This window comes from Pantoea sp. IMH (assembly GCF_000599885.1).
In the GTDB taxonomy this organism is placed as follows: Bacteria; Pseudomonadota; Gammaproteobacteria; order Enterobacterales; family Enterobacteriaceae; genus Erwinia.
The window spans coordinates 287,071-310,769 of the sequence record NZ_JFGT01000004.1 but is presented as its reverse complement, the minus strand read 5'-3'; the positions used below and the strand labels follow the sequence as shown (position 1 = coordinate 310,769).

Below are 23,699 nucleotides of genomic sequence, written 5' to 3'. Positions count from 1 at the left end.
AAGGGCCGCGGATGGCGGCCCTTGTTTCGTCTGTTATTTGATAATTTCAATCCGGCGCGGCTTGTTCTCTTCAGGCACAATACGCTCCAGGTCGATGGACAACAGACCATTTTCCAGGCGGGCATCACGCACGTTCACATGATCGGCCAGCTGGAATTTACGTTCAAAGTTGCGTTCCGCGATACCCTGGTAGAGGTAAGTGCGTTCCTGCTGCTCTTCAGGATGGGAACCGCGAACGGTAAGCAGGTTGTCATGGGCGGTGATGTCCAGTTCGTCCTGGGCAAAGCCGGCCACGGCAATGGTAATCCGGTACTGGTTTTCCGCCACCAGCTCAACGTTATACGGAGGGTAGCCGCCGTTGCTCTGGCCCTGATTTGCTGATTCCAGCATATTAATCAGACGGTCAAAACCGATAGAAGAACGATAGAGAGGTGCAAGATCAAAGTTACGCATGTTACGACTCCTGATTATCAGCGAGATAAGTTTCAAAACCCTCCACGATGGACGGGCTTCCGGTCCCTCCGCGCTGCCCTGTCGGCACAGGCTTCGGTGAACCTGAGAATAAAATGGTGACGGCGCCGGGAGTTTCAAGGGGCCAAAACGCAAATTTCTTAACCCACGTGCTGTGAATGGCATAAACTCAGGGAAGAATTCGTCGTATCAGTGCATGAGTCGCCACAGAGTGACCGGGATCTTCCCTGCATATCGACGATCATAATCAGGGCGGCCTCGCCGCGACTGAAGGGATGATGAATATGATTATAAAGCCATACCGTTTCGCCGGTCTGCTGGCCTGTCTCGCCGTCGTCAGTACCACCGGTTGTTCCAGCATGATGTCTCACTCCGGGCCCGATCAGGGATACTATCCCGGCACCCGCGCCAGCTATGAAACCATCACCAATCCGGAAAGCGGCTGGGTGATGCGCCCGCTGGCCGCCGTTGATCTGCCTTTTTCCGCCCTGATGGATACGCTGCTGCTGCCCTGGGATTATTACCGTTCAGGAAGCGATAAAGCCGCCGACTCTCCGCGTGAAAGGATACTGCGTAGCGAAAAACAGAACGGGACAGCGGCCAGCCTTGCCAGCGCGGCTCCACTTACCACCGCCCATTAAGCCATCAGCCGCGCTGACGCCCCGTCTCCGTAACAAAGAGCTGCTGATAGCGCTGAACGTGGCGCATATAGGCCACATACCGGCCATCAGGGGAGCAGACAACCGCCTCCGCGCAGGGCGCTTCAGGCGTGCGGGCGGTCAGTCGCTGCATTTTCCCGGACGCGATGTCACACAGCATCACGCTGTTATCCTGAATCAGCGCTACCGCATCACCATCAGGGTGCCAGCTGAAGGCTGACTGGATATCGCTCTTCACCGACGTTATCTGTCGCGGCTCGCCGCCATTTGGCGAGATGCACCACAGCTGCACCACGCCCGCCTCATCCTTCATCAAAAAAGCGATGGTGCAGCCCGTGGGTGAACTTCGCAACCAGTGGCGTGGCGTGGTAGCCAGGCCGGGAAAAGTACGCGTATGGGTGAACGTCAGCCTTCGCTGCTTAACCGCTCGCGGCGGCGCGGGCAGCCGCGTTTCTGTTCCCTCCAGCGGGGCATCACCGGCCAGCGCATAGTCCGCCATCTTTTCCGGCAAATCGACGATAAACACTTCCGGCACCGTTTCACCACTGACGGCGCTGGTATCGCCAATAAATGCCAGCGCCCAGCGCTGACGCTGGCCGTCCGGCCGCAAATAGCCCGAGGTGCCGATCCAGCCCTCTTCATAAGCGCGGTTAATTTCATCGCTCCCTGGTCGGGGGGTGGACGTTGTCTGGGTGACCAGAACACAGAAGTGGCTGCCGTCATATTCGCGCGGATACTGCTTCGGCGGACAAACTGGGTGCAGGGGAACCGCCACGCCCACATTACGCAGATCCTCTTTGCTGTCCCGTTCGTGCATAACGTGATCGTTATAGGTAAAACTCAGCCGCGATCCGTCCGGGCTGAAAACATGAACATGAGATCCGCCACGCAGCGCGCCGGGCGTGTAGGGAGGCGTGATATCGCAGGCATCCAGATTTTCCGCCTGGCCATGCTGAATAATCACGCCGCGGCGGTGGTGAAAGTCATACTTCCAGCGGGCATCAGGGCGCTCTGGCCCATGGATACAGACATAGCGCGGCGGCAGATCGGGACTCGCGGTGACGACGCCAACGTGCGCGCCCTCCTTCGCCTGAAAAACAATCTCAGTTTGTCCGCTCAGATTAACCCGTTCAATGGTCAGGCTGGTAAACGAAGCCCCGGAGGGGCGGACGTCGTAAACCAGCCACTGACTGTCTCCGGTCCAGACATTGATATTAGTAAGCTGATGGTTCCGGTCATCAAAAGTCAGCTGCGTTTCCGTCATGTTACCCACCCTTAGACTTAACTGCTGCTAAGGGTAATGCATTCAGCGGGTTTCCGGTACTGGCGTTACCAGTGGCTGTCCGGCGAAAAAGGCGTTCACGTTATCCATCACCCGCTGAGACATCGCCCTGCGCGTGCTCCGGGTGGCGCTCGCCATATGCGGCGTGATAACCACGTTCGCACGATGCTGGAGCGCTTCGGGAACCTGCGGCTCGTGGCTGAATACATCCAGACCCGCGCCGCCAAGCGTACCCTCTTCCAGAGCGGCAATCAGCGCCTCTTCATCCACAACGCTGCCCCGTCCCACGTTAATCAGGATCCCTTCCCGGCCCAGCGCATCCATCACCTCACGGTTGATCAGATGCCGGTTGCTGGCCAAACCCGGTACGCAAATCAGCAGGTAATCACTCTCCTGAGCCAGCCTTAGCAGATCGGGCTGATAAGCGTAATCCACGCCTGGCAACGGCGAACGGTTGCAATAGGCGATGGTCATATCAAATGCCCGGGCACGCTTAGCCGCAGCCAGACCAATGCGGCCTAATCCTACGATGCCAAGGCGCGAGCCGGACATTTTTCGCGTCCAGGGATAGCTTCCCTGTGACCATTTCCCCTGCTGAATAAACGTCTGGGCGCCCACAATCTGGCGTGACGTGGCCAGCATCAGGCCAAGCGCCAGATCGGCAACATCCTCCGTCAGGACGTCGGGCGTGTGCGTTACCGCCACCTTCTGCTGTGCCGCCGCCTTAACGTCCACGCCGTCGTAGCCGACGCCAAATACCGCCACCAGTGCCAGATTCGGCAACGACGCCATAAACTCAGCCGTCACCACGGCTTCGCCATTGGTCAGTACCACCTGAAATTCACCGGCCAGTGCGGCAAAATCCTGGCCGGTCAGGTCAGCGTATTCCACCACGTCATAGCGCGCCCGGAGCGCGGCCAGCAGCGGTTCCGGCAGGCTCGCCTGCTTTAACACTTTCGCTTTCATCTCAGCTCTCCGTCACAGGGTGAGGTGGGGTTTTGGCAGGACGGGACGGGCGGGAAACGATAATGCCAATCACACCGCCGACAATCAGCGCGACCGCCACAATCAGCAGGCCGTACTGGTAGCTGTTCGTGACATCTTTGATTTTGCCGAGGATCGGCGGCAGACCGAGTCCCACAAAATTGGCGACCGTATTGATAAAGGCGATCGAGGCTGCCGCCGCAAGGCCCGCCAGTTTCTCCGTCGTCACCGCCCAGAAGATAGGCGTCAGCGCAAAGTTAAAGCCCACCGTCAGCATCAGCAACAGATAGGAGACCATCAGGTTATTGGCGTAAATAGCCAGGGTCAGGCAGAGGCCGGAGAGGATCAGCGGCAGTCCAAGGTGCCAGGAGCGCTCGTTGGTCCGGTCAGAGTGACGGCCATTCAGATACATAAACAGGCAGGCCATCACAAAAGGCACCGCCGAAAGCAGGCCTATCGCCAGGTTGCTCTGATCGGCCGCCATGCTTTTCACAATCAGCGGCATAAACAGCGTGATGCCGATAGAGCCAAACGCCTGTAAGAACCACACCAGGCTTAGCAGCAGTACGGTTTTATCCTTCAGGGCACGCAGACCATGACCTTTGCCGATCTCAACACCAGCGTTGTCCTGCTGGAGACGCTGGCGAAGCCAGGATTTCTGATCGCTGTTGAGCCAGGGCGCCTGTTCCGGTGTATCCGGCAGCCGCCACAGCACCAGACAGCCCAGGATAACCGCTGGCAAACCTTCTAACGCAAACAGCCAGCGCCAGCCGGCCACATCGGCAATACCGTGCAGGTTGAGTAGCGCGCCGGAGACAGGCAGGCCAATGATGGAGGCCGCTACCGATCCCATATAGAAGAAAGACATCGCACGGGCGCGATTGCTTTTTGGAAACCAGCAGGAAATATAGTAAATAATTCCCGGCGCGAAGCCCGCCTCGGCCATGCCCAGTAAAAAACGCATCACGTAAAGCTGATTGGCGCTCTGCACGAAAGCCATACCGGTACTGACGATCCCCCAGGTGATCATGATGCGGGCAATCCAGCGGCGGGCACCGACTTTGGTCATGATGATATTGCTGGGGATCTCAAAGAGGATATAAGAGATGTAAAACATGCCAACGCCCAGACCGTACATGCTGGCCGAAAGGCCAAGATCGGCGTTCATCTGCAGCGCGGCGATGGAAATATTGGTTTTATCGAGATTCGCCACGAAATAACAGATCATGATAAACGGGATAATTTTGGCGTTGAGCTGCCGGAGCGTGGAGGAGTACAGGTCAGTGTTCATGATAACAACCTCGTTAGCGCCGTCGTCGAATGCGGGCAGCAGGAAGCCAGCCCGCGACGAACAGCAGGTGTATATGAAGGTATTTTTTTAATTATGGATAACTGAAAATCCCGGTAAGGCTATATAAAAGGCCTTCGCGGTACGCTTACTTCAGTAGGGCGGTCGGCGCGCGTAACGCTACCCTGCTTCTCACCATTCGGCGACGGAGCCATCAGGAAAACGCCAGAGCGGATTGCGCCAGTCTGCCGTCTGCCGGCTGCGTTCGATCACCAGCTGTTCATCGATCTCAACGCCAAGCCCCGGTTTGGTCAGCGGTGCGAAGTGGCCGCCTTTGATGCTGAAGTCTTCTTTATTGATGACGTAATCCAGCAGTTCCGCGCCCTGGTTGTAGTGAATGCCCATGCTCTGCTCCTGGAATACAGCGTTGCGTGAGATGAAATCGACATGCAGGCAGGAGGCCAGCGCAATCGGGCCGAGCGGGCAGTGCGGCGCCAGCGCCACATCATAGGCTTCGGCCATCGCGGCGATTTTATGGCATTCGGTGATGCCGCCCGCGTGGGAGAGATCCGGCTGAAGAATGGCGATGCCGCCCGCTTCCAGCACGCGTTTAAATTCAAAACGGGAATACATGCGCTCGCCGGCGGCGATCGGCAGATGCGTCTGGGCGGCCAGTTTTGGATAGTATTCCGCCTGCTCGGCCAGCACGGGTTCTTCGATAAACAGCGGGCGGTACGGTTCCAGCTCTTTAATCAGCACTTTCGCCATTGGCGCACTGACGCGGCCGTGAAAATCCAGACCAAACTCGATATCGTTGCCGAAAACTTCACGAATTTGCGCCACGGTATTCACTGCCGCGTCGATTTTCTGCGAGCTGTCGATGATACCCATCTCCTCGCAGCCGTTCAGCTTAAAGGTGTCAAATCCGATCTCGCGCAGTTTCGCGATGCCATTAATCACTTCTGCCGGACGATCGCCACCGACCCAGCTGTACGCTTTCATTTTATTGCGCACCAGACCGCCGAGCAGCTGCCAGACTGGCGCGCCCAGCACCTTGCCTTTAATATCCCACAGCGCCTGATCGATACCGGCAATGGCGCTCATCAGCACCGGCCCACCACGGTAAAATCCGCCGCGGTACATCACCTGCCATAAGTCATTGATACGTGAAGGATCCTGACCTACCAGATAGTCTGAAAGCTCATGTACCGCTGCTTCCACGCTGCGGGCGCGGCCTTCAATAACTGGTTCACCCCAGCCCGTTACGCCCTCATCGGTTTCGATTTTGAGGAACATCCAGCGCGGCGGCAGGCGATACGTTGTCAGTTTGGTGATTTTCATTGTACGGCTTCCTTCCAGGCTTTAACGAATGCGTGCGCCTGCTCGCGGGTGCGGGAAACGGGCTGACCGGCGCGATAGAGATCGCTGCCAAGCCCGGCACCTGCACAACCAGCGGCAAGAAACGCGGAAAGATTGTCTGGCGTGACGCCGCCCACGGCAAAAACGGGGATTTCCGGCGGCAGCACCGCTTTCAGCGCACTGATATAAGCCGGGCCAAAGGCGGATGCGGGGAAAATCTTCAGCGCCTGAGCGCCCGCTTTGAGCGCGGTGAAAGCCTCAGAAGCCGTTGCACACCCCGCCGCCACAAGCATTCCTCTGGCGACAGCCCGCTGGATCACCGCCGTATCAACGTTGGGCGTAACCACCAGCCTGCTGTTTATCGCCGCCAGACTGTCGACCTGCTCTGGTTCCAGGACGGTGCCCGCACCAATCAGCGCGCGGTCGCCAAATGTCTTCACCATGCTGGCGATACTGAGATGCCACTCCGGCGAATTAAGCGGGATTTCAATGGCATCGAAACCTGCCTCAACCAGCACAGCAACGTGTTCTTCGGCCTCTTCTGGCCGGATGCCGCGTAAAATCGCGATCAGCGGCAGCTTAGTATTCCAGCTCATCTGCAATGCTCCTTATTCCATGCTGGAAAGCGGTATCCCCTTCCAGCAGTTGTGCCCTGAGGCCGGTAAAACGCAACGCCTTCAGGTAGCGTTCCGCCAGCGAACTGCCGGCGATAACCGTGAGCGGCTCTGCGTCACCGGCCAGGAATGTGGCGGACATCAGCGCCGCCTCATGGCCAATCAGCAGGCCTGACAGAAAATCACTGACTGATTCACGCCGCCGGACACCGAGCAGATGCGCGGCACGGACTTCAAACAGGCGCGCCAGCAGGCTCATATCGTTTGCGCCCGTTTCCAGCCCCTGCTGAAAGGCCGCCTCATCCTCCTGTTGAGCCGGTAAGCCCATACCGATCAGCGAATGATTCATCAGAATATGGTGAAGTTCGCCGGTCATCAGGGTACGAAAGTCGACAATTATGTCGCCTTCTGCTTTTACCCATTTAGCGTGGGTGCCGGGCATAACGTAATGATTTGCAGGCGCAAGTTCGACCGCGCCGATTAACTGCGTTTCTTCGCCACGCATGACGTTCTGATTACCGGCGCGATCCAGACTCAGGCCGGGCACGATCCAGGCTTTATCCTCAACCCGGACCAGCCGGGCAGCGATCGCCTTCAGCGAGACCGGGCAGGCCAGATAGGGAACGTTCAGCCAGCCGGCATTACTGCCAACCATGCCCGCCATCACCACGGGCAGCGCATCGACCGGCCAGCCTTCAGTGACGCTGGCGAAGACTTCCGCCGGCGTTTTTCCCTGCAGTCTCGTCACGCCCGCTTCAGAGCGGCGCGTTTCCTGGCATACACCGTTGGCGTAGTGCCAGGCACGAAGGTTGGTGGAACCCCAGTCGATAGCGATATAGCTGGTCACTTGATATCCTTCATCCGTCGGGTTGAGCTGGCGATCATCGTCAGGGCGGCCTGTTCCGCCTCATCCGGCTTCTGGTGGCGGATGGCGTCAAACAGCGCCTTATGTTCCTGTAACGTTTTCGGCATATTTTCGTTATCCGGCATATAAGTCCGTTCAAAAATGGCCCGTTGAAGCGAACTGATCGCCACGCCAAGCTGTTGCAGCACCGGGTTATGCACCGACTCAAGCACCGCCTTGTGGTATTCGATATCGGCCTGATTGAACGCATGCCGGTTATCATGGTTGGCGATCATGGCATTCAGGGCAGTTTCAATATTCGCCAGATCCCCCGAGGTAGCCCTTTCGGCCGACCACCGCGCGATCTGTGGCTCCACGAGATTACGCACTTCACTCATTGCGGCGATTAAGCCAGGGTCCCCGGCGTATTTCAGCGACCACTGCAGGACTTCGCTGTCGAGGAAATTCCACTCGCTGCGCTGGGTAACAAACGCGCCGCGATACCGCTTCATTTCCACCAGCCGTTTCGCCATCAGCGTGCGGAATACCTCCCGGATAATGTTGCGGGAGGTGGAGAACTGTTCGCACAGTTCGGCTTCAGCGGGTAGCGAGGCACCGGGCGCGTATTTGCCCGATACGATCTCCTCGCCAAGCGTCAGAATAATGCGATCCGTTTTACTGAGTTCGTCTTTCATAATGCTCCGTGCCTTCAGAGAATATTCCCTGCCACTTTACCGCCGTTGCGGGAAACCAGCACGACTTACGCCGGGAACTGCGTTCTGCTGAGGTTGGTATTGTAGTACCATAACTATTTATTGTACTACAATGTAGATCACAAAATGTGCAATCCAGCCCGGAAAGCGTGACCGGAAAAAGGGAAAGGGAATGGCGGGGAAAAAATAGTCCCGGCTTAACCGGGACGGGGAGCGTTACAGCACGAACTTCTCTATAGCGTGAGCGACGCCATCTTCCATATTGGTTTTAGTCACATACTGCGCAATCGCCTGCACCGACTCTATGGCGTTGCCCATCGCCACGCCGGTTCCGGCAAATTTCAGCATGGCGATATCATTCTCCTGATCGCCGATCGTCATCACCTGATCGCGCGAGAGGCCTAAACGCTCAGCAAGCGCCTTCACGCCAGCGCCTTTATCTACGCGCTTATCGAGAATCTCCAGATAGTAAGGCGAGCTTTTCATGATGGTATAGCGATCGAGAGCCTCCTGCGGCAGGCGGGCGATCGCCTCATCCAGCTTCTCGGGAGAATCGATCATCATAACTTTTGGAAAAGTGGTGGTGGGATCCATCTCTTCCACGGCACGATAGCGAAGCGGAATACCCGTCATCGCCGATTCGTGGACCGTATATTCACTGATATCTTTGTTCGCGGTATAGAGCAGGGATTTGGTCAGCGCCTGAAAATGGACGCCAAGTTCGCGCGCCAGTTGTTCAAAATAGCGGTAGTCATCAAAATTCAGGGCAACTTCAGCAACGCATTCACCGGTTGCCGCATGCTGAACCAGCGCGCCGTTATTGGTAATGCAGTACTGTCCCTCCTGCTGTAAATCCAGCTCCATCAGGTAGTTCTTTACGCCCACGTACGGCCTTCCGGTAGCCAGCACTATTGCCACACCTTTGTCGCGAGCGGCCTGAATCGCCTGCTTCACGCGAGGGCTGATTTCATGCTGTGGATTAAGCAAGGTCCCATCCATATCAATCGCAATCAGTTTTATTGCCATAACGTCCTCTTAAGCTATCGGATTTAGCTTCATGCTAGCGCGGTTCAGCGTCCAAAGGCCAGCGCGCGCCAGACATTAAATCGGTGGAAAGAGTAGCGTTAACCGCCACTCTGCGCGTAAAGTACCCGAAGTGACTATCACCTCACGAAACGACACGGATAACCGTCCATTTTGGTGATGTCACTGACGGATAGCGCGCTCTATTTCATCAGTGAAGCGCATCGGTGACAGGCAACACTGCCTGACGGGAACAGGTATCTGCCGCTGGCAGCCGTTACCGGATGGGATCTTCATCTCTTCCGACCGGACAAAGGAAAAGCCATTTTCAAGGAGGAAAGATTGATGAATATCCTGATCGTCAGCAAAGACAACTATTTCATTTCGGGCGCTGTCAGCCTGATCGCCCACGCCTGGCCGCGTAACAAAGAAGATTATCCCGTCTTTATCGTTTCCGGGTCAGATACGATCCCATTGCTACCGGACATCATTATCTGCGATGTTAACCGGCTCCTGCCCGGCATTTCTCATCCCCGCCTGGCCAACCGTGTTCCCCGACGGCATGTCACGGTGTTTCTCGCCTCAAGCTGCGAGTGCGGCCCTGGCAGCACCTGCCCGGTGCACAATTTCCGGATTGAGAAAGATAACGCGGCGGAAGCGCTGACGTTGCTGTTCTGCCATCAGCTTAGTGGCGTATTTATGCCCAGAAACCGACCCTGCCGCCAGGCCAGACATTGCCTCAGCAAGCAGCAGGCGATGGTGGTGAACTATACCCGCCAGGGGATGTCACTGACGGAAATCTCCCAGCTGACCCGACTGAGCGTCAAAACGATTAGCACGCATAAACGTGCGATCATGCGTAAGCTGGGGATGAAAAGTAACAGCGAGTTCTATCAGTACGCGCTGGAAAGCCCTCAGCAATCCTGAATTACCGGTGATAATTTAAAAAAAAAGGCAGATCGGATGATCTGCCTGAATGCGTTGAGAATATGTCTGTTACGGGCATCATGCCTTGCAAAAAGCCTGGATGCCCGCCGGCGGCGCGCAGCACTTTTGCTGCCGCTCCGCCACCTTACTGGCCGTCAGATATCGATATTGGCGGCTTTCAGCGCATTCTCTTCAATGAAGGCACGGCGTGGTTCAACCGCATCCCCCATCAGCGTGGTGAAAAGCTGATCGGCCGCGATGGCATCTTTCACCGTCACGCGCAGCATGCGGCGGCTGTCCGGGTCCATGGTGGTTTCCCACAGCTGCTCCGGGTTCATCTCGCCCAGCCCTTTATAGCGCTGTACGGAAAGGCCCCGGCGTGACTCCTTCACCAGCCAGTCCATCGCCTGCTCAAAGCTGTCGATCGGCTGGCGGCGCTCGCCGCGCTCAATAAAGGCATCTTCCTCGATCAGGCCGCGCAGTTTTTCACCGAGCGTACAGATTTTACGGTATTCACCGCCCGTCACGAACTCGCTATCCAGCGGATAATCGGTGTCCACGCCGTGGGTGCGGATACGTAAAACCGGCTCGTAAATACGCAGCTCCAGGTTTTCACGTACCAGCCCGGTGTAGGTGCTGCCGTGCTGTTCATTTTCATTCAGCCGCGTAACCAGACCATCCAGCCAGCTCTGCACGCCAGCTTCTGCGGAGAGATCGTTCAGCGTTTCATGATAGATAAGCGCATTCAGCAGCGCGCTTGGGTAGCGGCGCTCCATACGCTTGATCATCTTGCGCGTGCTGTTGAATTCAGCCACCAGGTTCTCCAGCTGGGCACCGCCCAGCGCAGGCGCGCTGGCATTGGCGTGCAGCGTGGCACCGTCAAGCGCAATGGCGATCTGATACTGATCCATCGCCTCATCATCCTTGATGTACTGCTCCTGCTTGCCTTTCTTCACTTTATACAGCGGCGGCTGGGCAATATAAACGTGGCCGCGCTCGATGATTTCCGGCATCTGACGATAGAAGAACGTCAGCAGCAGGGTACGGATGTGTGAGCCATCCACGTCCGCATCGGTCATGATGATAATGCTGTGATAGCGCAGCTTATCGGGGTTGTATTCGTCACGGCCAATGCCGCAGCCCAGCGCGGTGATAAGCGTCGCCACTTCCTGCGAGGCAAGCATCTTGTCGAAGCGGGCTTTCTCAACGTTGAGGATTTTACCTTTCAGCGGCAGAATCGCCTGGTTTTTACGGTTACGACCCTGCTTGGCGGAACCGCCCGCAGAGTCCCCTTCCACCAGGTAGATTTCAGAGAGTGCCGGATCGCGCTCCTGGCAATCCGCCAGCTTGCCCGGCAGACCAGCCAGATCCAGCGCGCCTTTACGACGGGTCATTTCACGGGCGCGACGTGCCGCTTCACGGGCACGCGCCGCGTCGATAATTTTGCCGACCACGATCTTCGCATCGCCCGGATGTTCCAGCAGATATTCCGCCAGCAGTTCGTTCATCTGCTGCTCAACCGCCGACTTCACTTCGGAGGAGACCAGCTTATCTTTGGTCTGCGAGGAGAACTTCGGATCCGGTACTTTCACCGACACTACGGCAATCAGGCCTTCACGCGCGTCGTCGCCGGTCGCGCTGACTTTGGCTTTCTTGCTGTAACCCTCTTTATCCATATAAGCATTCAGGGTACGGGTCATCGCGGCACGGAAGCCCGCCAGGTGCGTACCGCCGTCGCGCTGCGGAATGTTGTTGGTAAAGCAGTAAATGTTTTCCTGGAAGCCGTCGTTCCACTGCAGCGCCACTTCCACGCCAATGCCATCTTTCTCCGTGGAGAAATAGAAGACGTTGGGGTGAATAGGGGTTTTATTCTTGTTCAGATACTCCACAAAGGCTTTGATGCCGCCTTCATAGTGATAATGATCCTGCTTGCCGTCACGCTTGTCTTCCAGCCTGATGGAGACACCCGAGTTCAGGAAGGAGAGCTCGCGCAGACGCTTCGCCAGGATTTCATATTCGAAATCGGTGACGTTGGTAAAGGTTTGATGGCTTGGCCAGAAGCGCACATGGGTGCCGGTCTGATCCGTATCGCCTGACACGCTCAGCGGCGCCTGCGGCACGCCGTGAACGTAAACCTGCTGGTGAACTTTGCCTTCACGACGGATGGTCAGCTCAAGCTTCTCGGAAAGGGCATTCACCACCGAGACACCAACACCATGCAGACCGCCGGAAACCTTATAAGAGTTATCATCGAACTTACCGCCTGCGTGCAGCACGGTCATGATCACTTCCGCGGCGGAAACGCCCTCTTCTTCGTGGATACCGGTAGGAATACCACGCCCGTCATCCTGAACGGAGACGGAGTTATCCGCATGAATAGTGACCAGGATATCTTTACAGTGACCGGCGAGTGCTTCGTCAATGGCGTTATCCACAACCTCGAATACCATGTGATGCAGACCGGTGCCGTCATCCGTATCGCCGATATACATACCCGGGCGCTTGCGTACCGCATCCAGCCCTTTTAGAACTTTGATACTTGAGGAGTCATAAGAATTCGACATCGACGTTTCTCGCTCATTTAATCTTCAGGTTGAACCGTTATTTTACCTTGTTCCACGTGGAACATCTTGCCCTTTTCGTCAGCCATATCGAACACGTGCTCGGCGCCAATGGCGCTGACAAAAACCTGGGCATGCGTGGCTTTAAGTCGTGAAGCCAGCAGGTGGCGACGCGTCTCGTCCAGCTCGGAGGCAAAATCATCTATCAGATACAGGCAACGTCGCCCGCTCTGTCGGGTGAGAAACTCACCCTGCGCCAGTCTGAGGGCGCACATCAGCAGCTTTAACTGGCCGCGTGACAGTAAATCTTCCACCGGCGTCCCGTCGGCACGGATACGGAAATCCGCTTTGTGCGGGCCACTGGCGGTGTAGGTCAGCGCCCGATCGCGCTCAAACTGACGTTCAAGCAGTTCGAAATAATCCGTTTCTTTGTCCCAACCGCGCTGGAAGGAGAAGCTGAGCTGAAACTCAGGCAGAAACTGGGCGCAGGTGGCGCTGATATCTTCCGCGATCGCCTCGCTGTAGGCAGCCCGCCAGCGGCTAATCTGTTCGGCCAGCGGGGCCAGCTCCTGATCCCAGGCGCGGATTTGCTGGTAACGCGACACCTGACGAAGCGCGGCGTTGCGCTGCTTCAGCAGGCGACGCAGATTGCTCCAGGCGTTGAAAAAGCCCGGCTCATTGTGGAAACAGCCCCAGTCGACATAGGCGCGGCGGTATTTGGGTCCGCCGTTTAGCAGCGTGAAGCCCTCCGGCGTGATCAGCTGCATCGGTAACATCTGGGCAAGCTCAGCCACCTTGTGTCCGTCACTGCCGTCAATGCGTACCTTGCTCTCGCCCGCCCGGTTTTTGGTAAGGCCGATCGCCGTTTCCCGTTCCGTTCCGTCGAGGCGGCCATGCAGCACAAAAGCATCCTGCTCATGACGAATCACTCTTCCGGCCTGCAGGCTGCGAAACGCACGCCCGTGACCCAGCGTATAAATCGCCTCAAGCACGCTGGTTTTTCCGCTGCCGTTGGCCCCAACCAGAAAGTTGAAGCCGGGCGCCAGCGCCAGATCCGCGTTTTCTATATTGCGAAAGTCTTTGATAAGCAGGCGGGTTAAAGCCATGAATCAGTCCAGCGTGAAGGGCGGATAAAGTTATTTCGCCTGACCCTGCGATCCAGGGCGTCAACGGCGAAGCTGGTTCGCGCACGACCAGCGCGAAGACCCTGGGAGTATACTGAAGTATGTGACCAGGGACGGGCACTGCCCGGGCGCAAACCAGCGAGTAAGTTAGCCCGATATATTTTACAAGCGCATTGGCATCACAACATAGGCCGCCGACTGACTGGCCGCGTCTTCAATCTGTACGCTGGAAACGGAGTCGGTCAGCAGCAGCCGCACGTTTTCGCACTTCAGCGCATTGAGCACATCCAGCACGTAGCTGACGTTAAAGCCAATTTCCAAATCCGTGCCGCCGTAGCTGACGTCCAGGATCTCTTCCGCTTCTTCCTGTTCAGGGTTATTGGCGGTGATTTTCAGCTGATTTTCGCTGATATAAAGCCGGACCCCGCGGAATTTCTCGTTAGAGAGAATAGCCGCACGGGAAAACGCCTGCTTCAGCAGATCGCAGCCGGCATCCAGCGTTTTATCGGGGTTTTTGGGCAACACGCGGCGATAGTCCGGGAAGCGGCCATCCACCAGCTTGGAGGTAAAAATAAAATCCCCCACGTGCGCACGAATATTGTTGCTGCCGATTTGCACCTGCATCGGCGTGTCGCCCGCATCCAGCAGGCGAACCAGCTCGATCACGCCTTTACGCGGCACGATGACTGAATGATCCGGCAGCGGCTGGCCCACCGGCATGGCGCAGACCGCCAGGCGGTGCCCATCTGTTGCCACGGTACGCAGTTCTTCCCCTTCCGTCTCAAACAGCATGCCGTTGAGGTAGTAGCGGACATCCTGATGCGCCATGGAAAACTGCGTCGCCTCGATCAGCCGCTTCATGGTCGCCTGGGGAAGGGTGAACTCCACCTCGCTCTGCCAGTCATCCAGATTCGGGAAATCGCTGGCAGGCAGCGTGGAGAGCGAGAAACGGCTGCGTCCTGAACGCACCAGCATTCTCTCGCCGTCCAGGCTTACCGTAATTTCCGCCCCTTCGGGCAGGCCGCGGCAGATATCAAAAAATTTGCGCGCTGGCACGGTGGTCGCGCCCGGCTCGTGGGCCTGCGTCAGCGCGACGCGGGCGACCATCTCCATCTCCAGATCGGTACCGGTAAGCAGCAGAGTGCCTTCATTAACCTGTAACAGCAAATTGCCGAGGATAGGTAACGTTGGCCGGCCACCAAGGGGACTGCTGACCTGCTGTAAGGGCTTGAGTAAATGCTCGCGTTCTATAATAAATTTCATAGCGTCAGGAAGATAATGTTCTGATTAAATTGGAGAAATCTTCTTTAATATCGTGACTCTCTTCACGCAGCTGCTCGATTTTACGGCAGGCATGCAGCACCGTAGTATGGTCACGACCCCCGAAAGCATCACCGATTTCCGGCAAACTGTGGTTAGTCAGCTCTTTCGCCATCGCCATCGCCATCTGGCGCGGGCGGGCGACGGAGCGGGAGCGGCGCTTGGAAAGCAAGTCGGCCACTTTAATTTTATAGTACTCAGCCACCGTCTTCTGGATATTGTCGATGGTGACCAGCTTCTCCTGAAGCGCCAGCAGGTCGCGCAGCGCCTCACGGACGAAGTCGATGGTGATCGCCCGCCCGGTGAAATTGGCGTTGGCAATCACGCGGTTCAGCGCCCCTTCCAGCTCGCGGACGTTAGAACGCAGACGTTTGGCAATAAAGAACGCCACTTCACCCGGCAGGCGGATATCATTCTCATCCGCCTTTTTCATCAGGATCGCCACACGCGTTTCCAGCTCTGGCGGTTCGATCGCCACCGTCAGCCCCCAGCCAAAGCGTGATTTGAGACGATCTTCCACCCCGTTGATCTCTTTCGGGTAACGATCCGAGGTCAGAATGATCTGCTGATTGCCTTCCAGCAGTGCATTAAAGGTATGGAAAAACTCTTCCTGAGAACGCTCTTTATTGGCAAAGAACTGAATGTCATCGATAAGCAGCGCGTCAACGGAGCGGTAGTAACGCTTAAACTCTTCGATCGCGTTGTTCTGCAGGGCTTTAACCATATCCTGCACAAAACGCTCGGAGTGCATGTACACCACTTTCGCATTCGGCTTGCGGGCCATAATACCGTTGCCGACCGCATGCAGCAGGTGCGTTTTACCCAGTCCCGTTCCGCCATAGAGAAAGAGAGGGTTATAGGCGCCGCCAGGATTATCCGCCACCTGACGCGCCGCCGCGCGGGCCAGCTGGTTCGATTTACCTTCCACGAAGTTATCGAAATTGTGCTTGGTGTTGACGTTCGAGCGGTAGGAGAGCTCTGCCGGTGCCGGCATGCTGTCCCAGCTGGGACGCACGGGAGCCGGACGGGCGCCCGCTGGTGGCGCACTGGCCTGGGCGCTCGCCATCACGGGCTGGCTGATTTGACGGGTAACCGGTTTGCTGCCCACTTCGAAACGCAACAGCGGTGTATCACTGCCGCAAAAGTCATTCAACAATGCGTTGATATTATTGAGGTATTTATCCCTAACCCAGTCGAGCACAAAGCGATTTGGTGCATACAAGGCCAGCGTATTGTCGTTTAATTCGGCCTGCAATGGACGTATCCACATGCTGAATTCAGTGGCAGGTAGTTCATCCTGCAAACGGGCAAGGCACTGTTGCCAAAGCGTAAGTGACACGGCGGACTCCACTCGAAAAAATTCGATAAGAAAAAAGGCGCTGAAGCGATAAATTCATCATTGTTGACGCATGCAGATGACACACATACGAACCGCTGTCCGCGGTTGCTCCGCCGCTGATTGACCCGAAGGATCGCAAGCGGGAGGGCGGATCATAGCGTAAAGCGCGGCAGAGATCTTCACTTTCTACACAGTTTTGATCCAATTTATCCACAGGTCTGTGCAGCGGGATAAGTTTAGGCTACTTGCCTTAAAAGGCATTCAGGATCCTCTGCAATGGTGAAATTTTAACGGTGCCGTCACGTTATTATCGCAACGGCACTGCAACGGGATCGGCAGAAGATCCGGAACGATCCTTGCGCTTTATATCAGAGACCGTATAATTCTTGCCCCGGCGTGTTGCGCTCTGGCCCGAACCGGCTGGTTTTGCGGTCGAACGGGATATTCAGACGCGTGTTTAACGCGAAGTCAATTGACTCCGGACTGTACAATTATTACAATCCCGCCTCTTTATTAAAGACACACTGAGGCGTCGGTCGGTTTTCTGACCCTAAAAGCGCGTCACCAAGTGAAATTTTTCAAGTTTAGGTAGAAATCGCCATGAAACGCACTTTTCAACCGTCCGTACTGAAGCGCAACCGTTCACACGGTTTCCGTGCTCGTATGGCAACAAAAAATGGTCGTCAGGTTCTGGCACGTCGTCGTGCTAAAGGCCGTTCACGTCTGACCGTTTCTAAGTAATAAAAGCTAACCGCTGAGTGGTTAAGCTCGCATTTCCCAGGGAGTTACGTTTGTTAACTCCCACTCATTTCACTTTCGTCTTCCAGCAGCCACAAAGAGCTGGCACGCCGCAAATTACTATTCTCGGCCGCCTGAACTCGCTGGGGCATCCCCGCATCGGTCTTACCGTCGCCAAAAAACACGTTAAACGCGCGCATGAACGCAACCGGATCAAGCGATTGACCCGTGAGAGTTTTCGCCTGCGTCAACACGAACTCCCCGCAATGGATTTCGTCGTGGTGGCAAAAAAGGGCATTGCTGACCTGGATAACCAGGCGCTGGTGGAAGCGTTGGAGAAGATATGGCGTCGTCACTGTCGCCTGGCTCGCGGCTCCTGATTGCGCTGATACGCGTCTATCAACGCGTCATCAGCCCGCTCTTAGGACCCCACTGTCGTTTCCATCCGACCTGTTCTCAATACGGTATTGAGGCATTGCGCAGGTTTGGCGTGATAAAAGGCAGTTGGTTGACAATGAAACGCGTATTAAAATGCCACCCCTTAAACCCGGGTGGCGACGATCCAGTGCCGCCGAAAACCGAAGATAACAGAGAACATTAACGATGGATTCGCAACGCAATCTTTTTCTCATCGCTTTTCTGTTCGTGTCTTTTTTGATCTGGCAATCCTGGCAGACGGACCACGCTCCGCAGCCATTGCAGACCCAGACCACACAAAACACGACAGTATCCGGTGATGCCGCCAACCAGGATGTACCTGCCAGCGGCCAGGGCAAAACGATCACCGTTAAGACTGACGTTCTGTCTTTACATATCAACACCCGCGGTGGTGATATTGAGCAGGCGCAGCTGCTGACCTACCCGGATGAGCTGGGTTCCTCGCAGCCTTTCCAGCTGCTGGAAACCACCCCCGGTTTTCTGTATCAGGCACAGAGCGGTCTGACCGGCCGTAACGGTCCGGATAACCCGGCAAACGGCGAGCGTCCTCTGTTTGCTGCCTCTCAGGATACGTTTGAGATGGCCGAGGGACAGAATGAATTGCGCATCCCGCTGACCTTTACCGCTGAAAACGGCGCAACCTTCACCAAGACCTTCGTGCTGAAGCGCGGTGAATATGCGATCAACGTGGATTATCAGGTCAATAACACCACCCAGCAGCCGCTGGAAGTGGCGATGTTCGGCCAGCTGAAGCAGACGATCGATCTGCCGAAGCACCGTGATACCGGCAGCAATAACTTTGCGTTGCATACCTTCCGTGGTGCGGCTTACTCCAGCAGTGAGACCAACTACGAAAAATATAAATTCGATACCATCAGCGATAACGAGAACCTGAGCACCACGACCGCGAACGGTTGGGTTGCCATGCTCCAGCAATATTTTGCTACCGCCTGGGTTCCGCGCACTGCCGGTACGAATACGCTTTATACCAGCAATCTCGGTAACGGCATTGCGGCTGTCGGCTATAAGTCTTCTCCGGTAACCGTTGCGCCCGGTTCGCAGCAGAATCTGGCTGCCACACTCTGGGTAGGTCCGGAAATTCAGGACAAGATGGCGGCAGTGGCCCCGCATCTGGATCTGACCGTGGACTACGGCTGGCTGTGGTTTATCTCCCAGCCGCTGTTTAAGCTGCTGAAGTTCCTGCACAGCTTTATCGGCAACTGGGGCTTCTCGATCATTGTTATCACCTTTATCGTTCGTGGCATCATGTACCCGCTGACCAAAGCGCAGTACACCTCCATGGCGAAAATGCGCATGCTGCAGCCTAAAATTCAGGCGATGCGTGAGCGTTTGGGCGATGACAAGCAGCGCATGAGCCAGGAGATGATGGCGCTCTATAAAGCAGAGAAAGTGAACCCGCTGGGTGGCTGTCTCCCGCTGGTTATTCAGATGCCTATCTTCCTTGCGCTTTACTACATGCTGATGGGCTCGGTCGAGCTGCGCCATGCGCCGTTCGCCCTGTGGATCCATGACCTGTCAGCACAAGACCCGTACTACATCCTGCCGATCCTGATGGGTATAACGATGTTCTTCATTCAGAAGATGTCGCCAACCACCGTGACCGACCCGATGCAGCAGAAGATCATGACCTTTATGCCGGTCATCTTTACGGTGTTCTTCCTGTGGTTCCCATCAGGTCTGGTGCTGTACTACATCGTCAGCAACCTGGTAACGATTATCCAGCAGCAGGTGATTTACCGCGGTCTGGAAAAGCGTGGCCTGCACAGCCGCGATAAAAAGAAAGCATAATCCTCCCTCCTCCCGTTAAAAGGTGAAGGGTGTATGATAAGGCGGTCAGTTGACCGCCTTATTTTTTGCGTAAAAGAGAGTGAATGATGAGTCATAGCGAGACTATCGTCGCCCAGGCAACGCCGCCAGGGCGCGGTGGCGTGGGCATCCTGCGCGTTTCCGGAAACAAAGCCGCTGAGGTGGCGCAGACTCTGCTTGGCAAGCTGCCCAGGCCGCGCTACGCCGATTATCTGCCCTTCCGTGATGCGGACGGCAGCGCGCTGGATCAGGGGATCGCACTCTGGTTTCCCGGCCCGAACTCCTTCACCGGCGAAGATGTGCTGGAACTGCAGGGACACGGCGGCCCGGTTATCCTTGATCTGCTGCTGAAGCGGATTGTGGCCATACCCGGCGTACGCATCGCCCGGCCCGGCGAATTTTCCGAGCGGGCTTTCCTTAACGATAAGCTCGATTTGGCTCAGGCGGAGGCGATAGCCGATCTGATTGATGCCAGTTCCGAGCAGGCGGCACGCTCTGCGCTCAACTCGCTACAAGGGGCTTTTTCGCAGCGCGTTAATCATCTGGTGGAAGCACTCACTCACCTGCGGATTTATGTCGAAGCCGCAATCGACTTTCCGGATGAGGAGATCGATTTTCTCTCCGATGGCAGGATTGAGGCGATGCTGAATCAGGTGATCGGCGATCTGGATGACGTCAGGGCGGAAGCGCGTCAGGGCAGTCTGCTGCGTGAAGGCATGAAGGTCGTGATTGCCGGTCGGCCTAATGCTGGCAAATCGAGCCTGCTTAACGCGCTGGCCGGCCGCGAGGCCGCTATCGTCACCGATATCGCGGGCACCACGCGCGATGTGCTGCGTGAGCATATCCATATTGACGGTATGCCGCTGCATATCATTGATACCGCCGGGCTCAGGGAAGCCAGCGACGAAGTGGAGCGTATCGGCATTGAGCGCGCCTGGCATGAGATTGAGCAGGCAGACCGCGTGCTGTTTATGGTCGATGGCACGACCACGGACGCCACGGAACCTGGTGAAATCTGGCCGGACTTTATCGCACGTCTGCCCGCCAGCCTGCCGATCACCGTGGTACGTAATAAAGCGGACATTACCGGCGAGGGGCTGGGCCTGTCAGAAGTGAATAATCACTCACTTATTCGCCTTTCCGCCCGTACCGGCGAAGGCATTGAGGTATTACGCGATCATCTGAAGGCCAGTATGGGCTTTGCCGGTAATATGGAAGGCGGCTTCCTGGCGCGGCGTCGTCATCTTCAGGCGCTGGAGTTAGCGGCCACTTACTTACAACAGGGGAAAGCGCAGCTGCTGGGTGCCTGGGCAGGTGAATTACTGGCAGAAGAGCTGCGCATGGCGCAGCAGAGCCTGAGTGAAATCACCGGCGAGTTCACCTCAGACGATTTGCTGGGCCGGATTTTCTCCAGCTTCTGCATCGGGAAATAAAGGGACGAGATTATCCGTCCCCCTTCTTAAGTTACACGGCCTCTCTGCCCTGCGCATAAACTTGCAGCGGGCCAGACTGGCCTCCCGCCAGGCTTTTCCGGAGCGTTTGTTGGTGTAGTAAAGGCTGCCGTTTTGAGCGACGTAAACAGCCTGGAGAGATACGTAAAATGTTTTCTTAATATCAATAGATTAATAAAATCCAGGCTGACTACCACGCTTATACGCAGCCTTTACTGGCCGGGAAACCCCTTCTACGTGAAGAGGCGTGTTTATTATCCTGATATAACACCAGGACATCTGCGCCAGAGCTCCTCACCGACGGATAGCGAAGTGCCAGTTATACCGGTGGACAAGTGATAAGCCCACCGGCCTTTGCCTGTTTTCATGCGCCCTGAGACAGCGGCAGTTCCAGCACCTGCCCTCCCTCCTGTGCCAGACGCGCCAGATAGCGTGATGCATTCAGAATCTGCCAGGGAAAGTAGAGGCCTGGCGCGACCGGCGGCATGCCATCCAGCCCCACCAGTCGCTCGACAAGTAAGGCAATCCCCATTCCTGTCAGCGGCGCCGCGCCGCCCGGATGGACCACCGCATGTCGGGTACTGAGCGGCTCTCCTGTATGGTCCCGGCCAGTAAGCTCCAGAATAATCTCCGTTGAAAATGCCCCACCTTTGCGTCTGCTGGAACTGATGCCCGATCCCAGATTGAACTGAACACTTTGCGCGCCAGTAGCCGTTGCTAATCCGACCACATCAATCGATGAGAAGCCGGAAGCCTCTGTTTTGGTTCCATCCAGCGCTGAGAACAGGGTTTTCGCATCATTACCCTCACGCCAGAGATAGACGCCATCCCGGCGCGTCAGGGCCGCGGGTAACAGGTGGTTCAGATGTTCAAAATCAGCGGCCACCGCCGGGCCTCCGACATCTTCCTCATCAACCAGTGCACCGATACGGATTTCATGCACCTGACTGAACGACTTGCTTAATTCGAGCGCTGGAACCGTCGTGGCGCCGACCAGCCATTCATAGCCCAGGACCATCGCCGAGGCAGCAGGAGCCTGCATAAAGCTTGCAACTTCCGGTGCGATCTCGAACACGCCTGAGGAGATACTCAGATGCGGCACGCCGCGTGATTGCGCGAAGCGGAGCGTGGCAAGCGAATGATCTTTATAGAGCACGACCACAGCACTGACATTCTGCTCACCAACGCCCAGATCGGCCGAAGCCGTGTCGATGACGAAACCCTCTGCTCCTCCCATTTCTGCCGCAGCATTTTGCGCTCTGGCCAAATCCCGGCCGCCGATCAGCAGAGGGAGATCAGGATAAGTAGCGCGTAGCGCCCGCGCTGTCTGGCGACCGATGGCGCCGGAGCCGCCCAGAAGTAATACAGGATTGAATGACATAAGCATGTTTCCTTGTTTACGGGGTTTACGTACTAAGCTACCATTAGTAGGAATAGTAGCACGCCGTACAGGAATAGCTACCTTTAGTAGGTTAGGTAAATCAGGTATGATGAAAAACAACGACATCCCGGTATCCGTTTCCCCCTCCCGGCGTTTATCAAAGGCGGAACGGCGGCAACAGCTTCTCAACACCGCGCTTCTGATCGTGCGGGAGGAAGATGTGGATCGCCTGACGCTGGGCCGCCTGGCTGAACGCGCAGGCGTATCCAAACCCGTCGTTTACGATCACTTCGCAACGCGCTCAGCGTTGCTGATTGAGCTTTACAGATGGATCGATACGGAGCGTGTCAGGACATTTACTGACGCGATGGTCGCCTCCCCCGGCAGTACGTATGAAACCGTAGAGACACTTGCCAGTGCTTACATTCATTGCGCCTCAGACAAGACAGATGAGTTCCACTCGGTAGGAGCCGCACTGGTAGGAAGCGAAGAGAAGACTGCCGTTCTCCAGGAACTCCTGGATAACTGTGTTGCTATGTTCGTATCCGTTCTTACGCCTTGTACAAACAGAACGCCCCGATCGTTGCTTCAATGCTGTATTGGTCTGGTCGGTGCAGGAGAAGCGCTGTCCATTGCCCTTGTCCGTGGACGGCTGGAGAAGAAAGAAGCCGTTACTACTTTCACATCGCTGATCTGGGGAGCGCTACGGGTGGAGGATGACAGGCCGGATGAACTGGCCTGGGTATGTGCGGATCGGTCAAAGGCTTAAATCCGCTGAGCGGCAAAGCGAACGGCAGAACGCGCTGAACTGAGTGCGTAATAATGAAGATGTAACCGGCATGAGGCGCTAATCATGCCCTTGCAAGGTAATGTGCAGGGCATGGTTTCAGATTCACGGAAGCTACGTTTCAGTATCATTAAAGTTTAATGACAAGGAATAGAAAATTATCTTAGCATCAGCTTGCGGTTAATTAAAATCTGTCACCATTTTTCATTTTTCATTTTTCATTTTTCATTTTTCATTTTTCATTTTTCATTTTTCATTTTTCATTTTTCATTTTTCATCATTTAAAATAGTAACCTTTAGCTATATTAAAATTAAAGATATTCAAGCAAATTAATTGTATAAAAAATCCCACCTTACCCTGAGAGGGTTGAAATAGTTTGCGTAAAACCCTTCACCTGTGCCGCATCCATCTCTATCTTTTCAGCGTGGGACATACCCCCCACGGATTAATCTGAATAGCGCCGGCGATCTCCACTCAGAATTATAACCAGGATACCAAGGCAATAACGCACAACCTTTCCCTATTTTATTTGGTTTCTGCAGAATGCGTTTGTTTTAATCCCCACAAA

At 55.8% G+C, this 23,699-nt stretch carries 22 protein-coding genes; 8 read left to right on the top strand and 14 right to left on the bottom strand.

What is annotated here, in order from left to right:
* Positions 1–33: 33 nt before the first annotated feature.
* On the bottom strand, positions 34–453 hold the full coding sequence (ibpA, locus tag EA20_RS0107895; protein WP_024966304.1) for a small heat shock chaperone IbpA: 420 nt from the start codon (positions 451–453) through the stop codon (positions 34–36).
* A gap of 296 nt (positions 454–749) precedes the next feature.
* Here ibpA and EA20_RS0107890 point away from each other — a divergent pair, with 296 nt between their 5' ends.
* Positions 750–1,112 carry a YceK/YidQ family lipoprotein gene (locus tag EA20_RS0107890; RefSeq protein ID WP_024966303.1) on the top strand — a complete coding sequence of 121 codons (363 nt, stop codon included), beginning with the start codon at positions 750–752 and terminating at the stop codon, positions 1,110–1,112.
* Between the two features lie 4 nt (positions 1,113–1,116).
* Here EA20_RS0107890 and EA20_RS0107885 read toward each other — a convergent pair whose 3' ends face one another.
* The 8 genes from EA20_RS0107885 to yidA all read right to left on the bottom strand — a co-directional run bounded on the left by EA20_RS0107885 (position 1,117) and on the right by yidA (position 9,240).
* Entirely contained in the window at positions 1,117–2,394 is a 1,278-nt protein-coding gene (locus EA20_RS0107885; protein ID WP_024966302.1) for a DUF3748 domain-containing protein, read from the bottom strand.
* A gap of 42 nt (positions 2,395–2,436) precedes the next feature.
* Complete coding sequence (locus tag EA20_RS0107880) at positions 2,437–3,378, bottom strand: 2-hydroxyacid dehydrogenase (protein WP_024966301.1); 942 nt, start codon at positions 3,376–3,378, stop codon at positions 2,437–2,439.
* Position 3,379: 1 nt separating this feature from the next.
* On the bottom strand, positions 3,380–4,687 hold the full coding sequence (locus EA20_RS0107875) for an MFS transporter (protein ID WP_024966300.1): 1,308 nt from the start codon (positions 4,685–4,687) through the stop codon (positions 3,380–3,382).
* 189 nt (positions 4,688–4,876) lie between these two features.
* Positions 4,877–6,025, bottom strand: a complete 1,149-nt coding sequence (gene dgoD / locus EA20_RS0107870; RefSeq protein WP_024966299.1) for a galactonate dehydratase — start codon at positions 6,023–6,025, stop codon at positions 4,877–4,879.
* A complete protein-coding gene (locus EA20_RS0107865; protein WP_024966298.1) occupies positions 6,022–6,639 on the bottom strand; it encodes a 2-dehydro-3-deoxy-6-phosphogalactonate aldolase in 618 nt (205 codons plus the stop codon). The genes dgoD and EA20_RS0107865 overlap by 4 nt, the downstream gene beginning before the upstream one ends.
* Complete coding sequence (locus EA20_RS0107860; protein ID WP_024966297.1) at positions 6,623–7,504, bottom strand: 2-dehydro-3-deoxygalactonokinase; 882 nt, start codon at positions 7,502–7,504, stop codon at positions 6,623–6,625. Before EA20_RS0107860 ends, EA20_RS0107865 begins: the two co-directional genes overlap by 17 nt.
* Positions 7,501–8,196 carry a FadR/GntR family transcriptional regulator gene (locus EA20_RS0107855; RefSeq protein WP_024966296.1) on the bottom strand — a complete coding sequence of 232 codons (696 nt, stop codon included), beginning with the start codon at positions 8,194–8,196 and terminating at the stop codon, positions 7,501–7,503. The genes EA20_RS0107860 and EA20_RS0107855 overlap by 4 nt, the downstream gene beginning before the upstream one ends.
* A gap of 234 nt (positions 8,197–8,430) precedes the next feature.
* Positions 8,431–9,240 carry a sugar-phosphatase gene (gene yidA / locus EA20_RS0107850; RefSeq protein ID WP_024966295.1) on the bottom strand — a complete coding sequence of 270 codons (810 nt, stop codon included), beginning with the start codon at positions 9,238–9,240 and terminating at the stop codon, positions 8,431–8,433.
* A 342-nt stretch (positions 9,241–9,582) separates the two neighbouring features.
* Here yidA and EA20_RS0107845 point away from each other — a divergent pair, with 342 nt between their 5' ends.
* Entirely contained in the window at positions 9,583–10,164 is a 582-nt protein-coding gene (locus EA20_RS0107845; RefSeq protein ID WP_024966294.1) for a response regulator transcription factor, read from the top strand.
* A gap of 155 nt (positions 10,165–10,319) precedes the next feature.
* On the opposite strand, the gene gyrB is transcribed toward EA20_RS0107845, so the two are convergent.
* The 4 genes from gyrB to dnaA form a co-directional block, all read right to left on the bottom strand.
* The gene (gyrB, locus tag EA20_RS0107840; RefSeq protein ID WP_024966293.1) at positions 10,320–12,728 is read right to left on the bottom strand and encodes a DNA topoisomerase (ATP-hydrolyzing) subunit B; all 2,409 of its coding nucleotides are present in this window, start codon (positions 12,726–12,728) and stop codon (positions 10,320–10,322) included.
* Positions 12,729–12,745: 17 nt separating this feature from the next.
* Positions 12,746–13,831 (bottom strand): DNA replication/repair protein RecF, encoded by a 1,086-nt coding sequence (gene recF, locus EA20_RS0107835; RefSeq protein ID WP_024966292.1) that lies wholly within the window; start codon positions 13,829–13,831, stop codon positions 12,746–12,748.
* Between the two features lie 180 nt (positions 13,832–14,011).
* Positions 14,012–15,112: a DNA polymerase III subunit beta gene (gene dnaN, locus EA20_RS0107830; protein ID WP_024966291.1), complete on the bottom strand. Its 1,101-nt coding sequence runs from the start codon at positions 15,110–15,112 to the stop codon at positions 14,012–14,014.
* 4 nt (positions 15,113–15,116) lie between these two features.
* Entirely contained in the window at positions 15,117–16,508 is a 1,392-nt protein-coding gene (dnaA, locus tag EA20_RS0107825; protein WP_024966290.1) for a chromosomal replication initiator protein DnaA, read from the bottom strand.
* 600 nt (positions 16,509–17,108) lie between these two features.
* Between dnaA and rpmH the strand changes: the two genes are divergently transcribed.
* From rpmH to mnmE, 5 genes are all read left to right on the top strand, one after another.
* A complete protein-coding gene (rpmH, locus tag EA20_RS20165) occupies positions 17,109–17,249 on the top strand; it encodes a 50S ribosomal protein L34 (RefSeq protein WP_003849659.1) in 141 nt (46 codons plus the stop codon).
* Positions 17,250–17,266: 17 nt separating this feature from the next.
* Positions 17,267–17,626 (top strand): ribonuclease P protein component, encoded by a 360-nt coding sequence (gene rnpA / locus EA20_RS20160; protein WP_071995391.1) that lies wholly within the window; start codon positions 17,267–17,269, stop codon positions 17,624–17,626.
* Positions 17,590–17,847, top strand: coding sequence for a membrane protein insertion efficiency factor YidD (gene yidD, locus EA20_RS20155; RefSeq protein WP_071995390.1), 258 nt, complete (start codon positions 17,590–17,592; stop codon positions 17,845–17,847). The genes rnpA and yidD overlap by 37 nt, the downstream gene beginning before the upstream one ends.
* A 2-nt stretch (positions 17,848–17,849) precedes the next feature.
* Positions 17,850–19,493 carry a membrane protein insertase YidC gene (yidC, locus tag EA20_RS0107815; protein ID WP_024966288.1) on the top strand — a complete coding sequence of 548 codons (1,644 nt, stop codon included), beginning with the start codon at positions 17,850–17,852 and terminating at the stop codon, positions 19,491–19,493.
* Between the two features lie 86 nt (positions 19,494–19,579).
* Positions 19,580–20,944 carry a tRNA uridine-5-carboxymethylaminomethyl(34) synthesis GTPase MnmE gene (mnmE, locus tag EA20_RS0107810; protein ID WP_024966287.1) on the top strand — a complete coding sequence of 455 codons (1,365 nt, stop codon included), beginning with the start codon at positions 19,580–19,582 and terminating at the stop codon, positions 20,942–20,944.
* Between the two features lie 382 nt (positions 20,945–21,326).
* Here the strand turns inward: mnmE and EA20_RS0107800 are convergent, their stop codons facing one another.
* Positions 21,327–22,343 (bottom strand): saccharopine dehydrogenase, encoded by a 1,017-nt coding sequence (locus EA20_RS0107800; RefSeq protein WP_024966286.1) that lies wholly within the window; start codon positions 22,341–22,343, stop codon positions 21,327–21,329.
* 106 nt (positions 22,344–22,449) lie between these two features.
* Here EA20_RS0107800 and EA20_RS19570 point away from each other — a divergent pair, with 106 nt between their 5' ends.
* A complete protein-coding gene (locus EA20_RS19570; RefSeq protein ID WP_024966285.1) occupies positions 22,450–23,112 on the top strand; it encodes a TetR/AcrR family transcriptional regulator in 663 nt (220 codons plus the stop codon).
* Positions 23,113–23,699 lie beyond the last annotated feature (587 nt).

Coding starts and splice junctions, on each gene's coding strand:
- ibpA (WP_024966304.1), bottom strand. CDS start 453: ATGCGTAACTTTGATCTTGCACCTCTCTATCGTTCTTCTATCGGTTTT.
- EA20_RS0107890 (WP_024966303.1), top strand. CDS start 750: ATGAATATGATTATAAAGCCATACCGTTTCGCCGGTCTGCTGGCCTGT.
- EA20_RS0107885 (WP_024966302.1), bottom strand. CDS start 2,394: ATGACGGAAACGCAGCTGACTTTTGATGACCGGAACCATCAGCTTACT.
- EA20_RS0107880 (WP_024966301.1), bottom strand. CDS start 3,378: ATGAAAGCGAAAGTGTTAAAGCAGGCGAGCCTGCCGGAACCGCTGCTG.
- EA20_RS0107875 (WP_024966300.1), bottom strand. CDS start 4,687: ATGAACACTGACCTGTACTCCTCCACGCTCCGGCAGCTCAACGCCAAA.
- dgoD (WP_024966299.1), bottom strand. CDS start 6,025: ATGAAAATCACCAAACTGACAACGTATCGCCTGCCGCCGCGCTGGATG.
- EA20_RS0107865 (WP_024966298.1), bottom strand. CDS start 6,639: ATGAGCTGGAATACTAAGCTGCCGCTGATCGCGATTTTACGCGGCATC.
- EA20_RS0107855 (WP_024966296.1), bottom strand. CDS start 8,196: ATGAAAGACGAACTCAGTAAAACGGATCGCATTATTCTGACGCTTGGC.
- yidA (WP_024966295.1), bottom strand. CDS start 9,240: ATGGCAATAAAACTGATTGCGATTGATATGGATGGGACCTTGCTTAAT.
- EA20_RS0107845 (WP_024966294.1), top strand. CDS start 9,583: ATGAATATCCTGATCGTCAGCAAAGACAACTATTTCATTTCGGGCGCT.
- gyrB (WP_024966293.1), bottom strand. CDS start 12,728: ATGTCGAATTCTTATGACTCCTCAAGTATCAAAGTTCTAAAAGGGCTG.
- recF (WP_024966292.1), bottom strand. CDS start 13,831: ATGGCTTTAACCCGCCTGCTTATCAAAGACTTTCGCAATATAGAAAAC.
- dnaN (WP_024966291.1), bottom strand. CDS start 15,112: ATGAAATTTATTATAGAACGCGAGCATTTACTCAAGCCCTTACAGCAG.
- rpmH (WP_003849659.1), top strand. CDS start 17,109: ATGAAACGCACTTTTCAACCGTCCGTACTGAAGCGCAACCGTTCACAC.
- yidD (WP_071995390.1), top strand. CDS start 17,590: ATGGCGTCGTCACTGTCGCCTGGCTCGCGGCTCCTGATTGCGCTGATA.
- yidC (WP_024966288.1), top strand. CDS start 17,850: ATGGATTCGCAACGCAATCTTTTTCTCATCGCTTTTCTGTTCGTGTCT.
- mnmE (WP_024966287.1), top strand. CDS start 19,580: ATGAGTCATAGCGAGACTATCGTCGCCCAGGCAACGCCGCCAGGGCGC.
- EA20_RS0107800 (WP_024966286.1), bottom strand. CDS start 22,343: ATGTCATTCAATCCTGTATTACTTCTGGGCGGCTCCGGCGCCATCGGT.
- EA20_RS19570 (WP_024966285.1), top strand. CDS start 22,450: ATGATGAAAAACAACGACATCCCGGTATCCGTTTCCCCCTCCCGGCGT.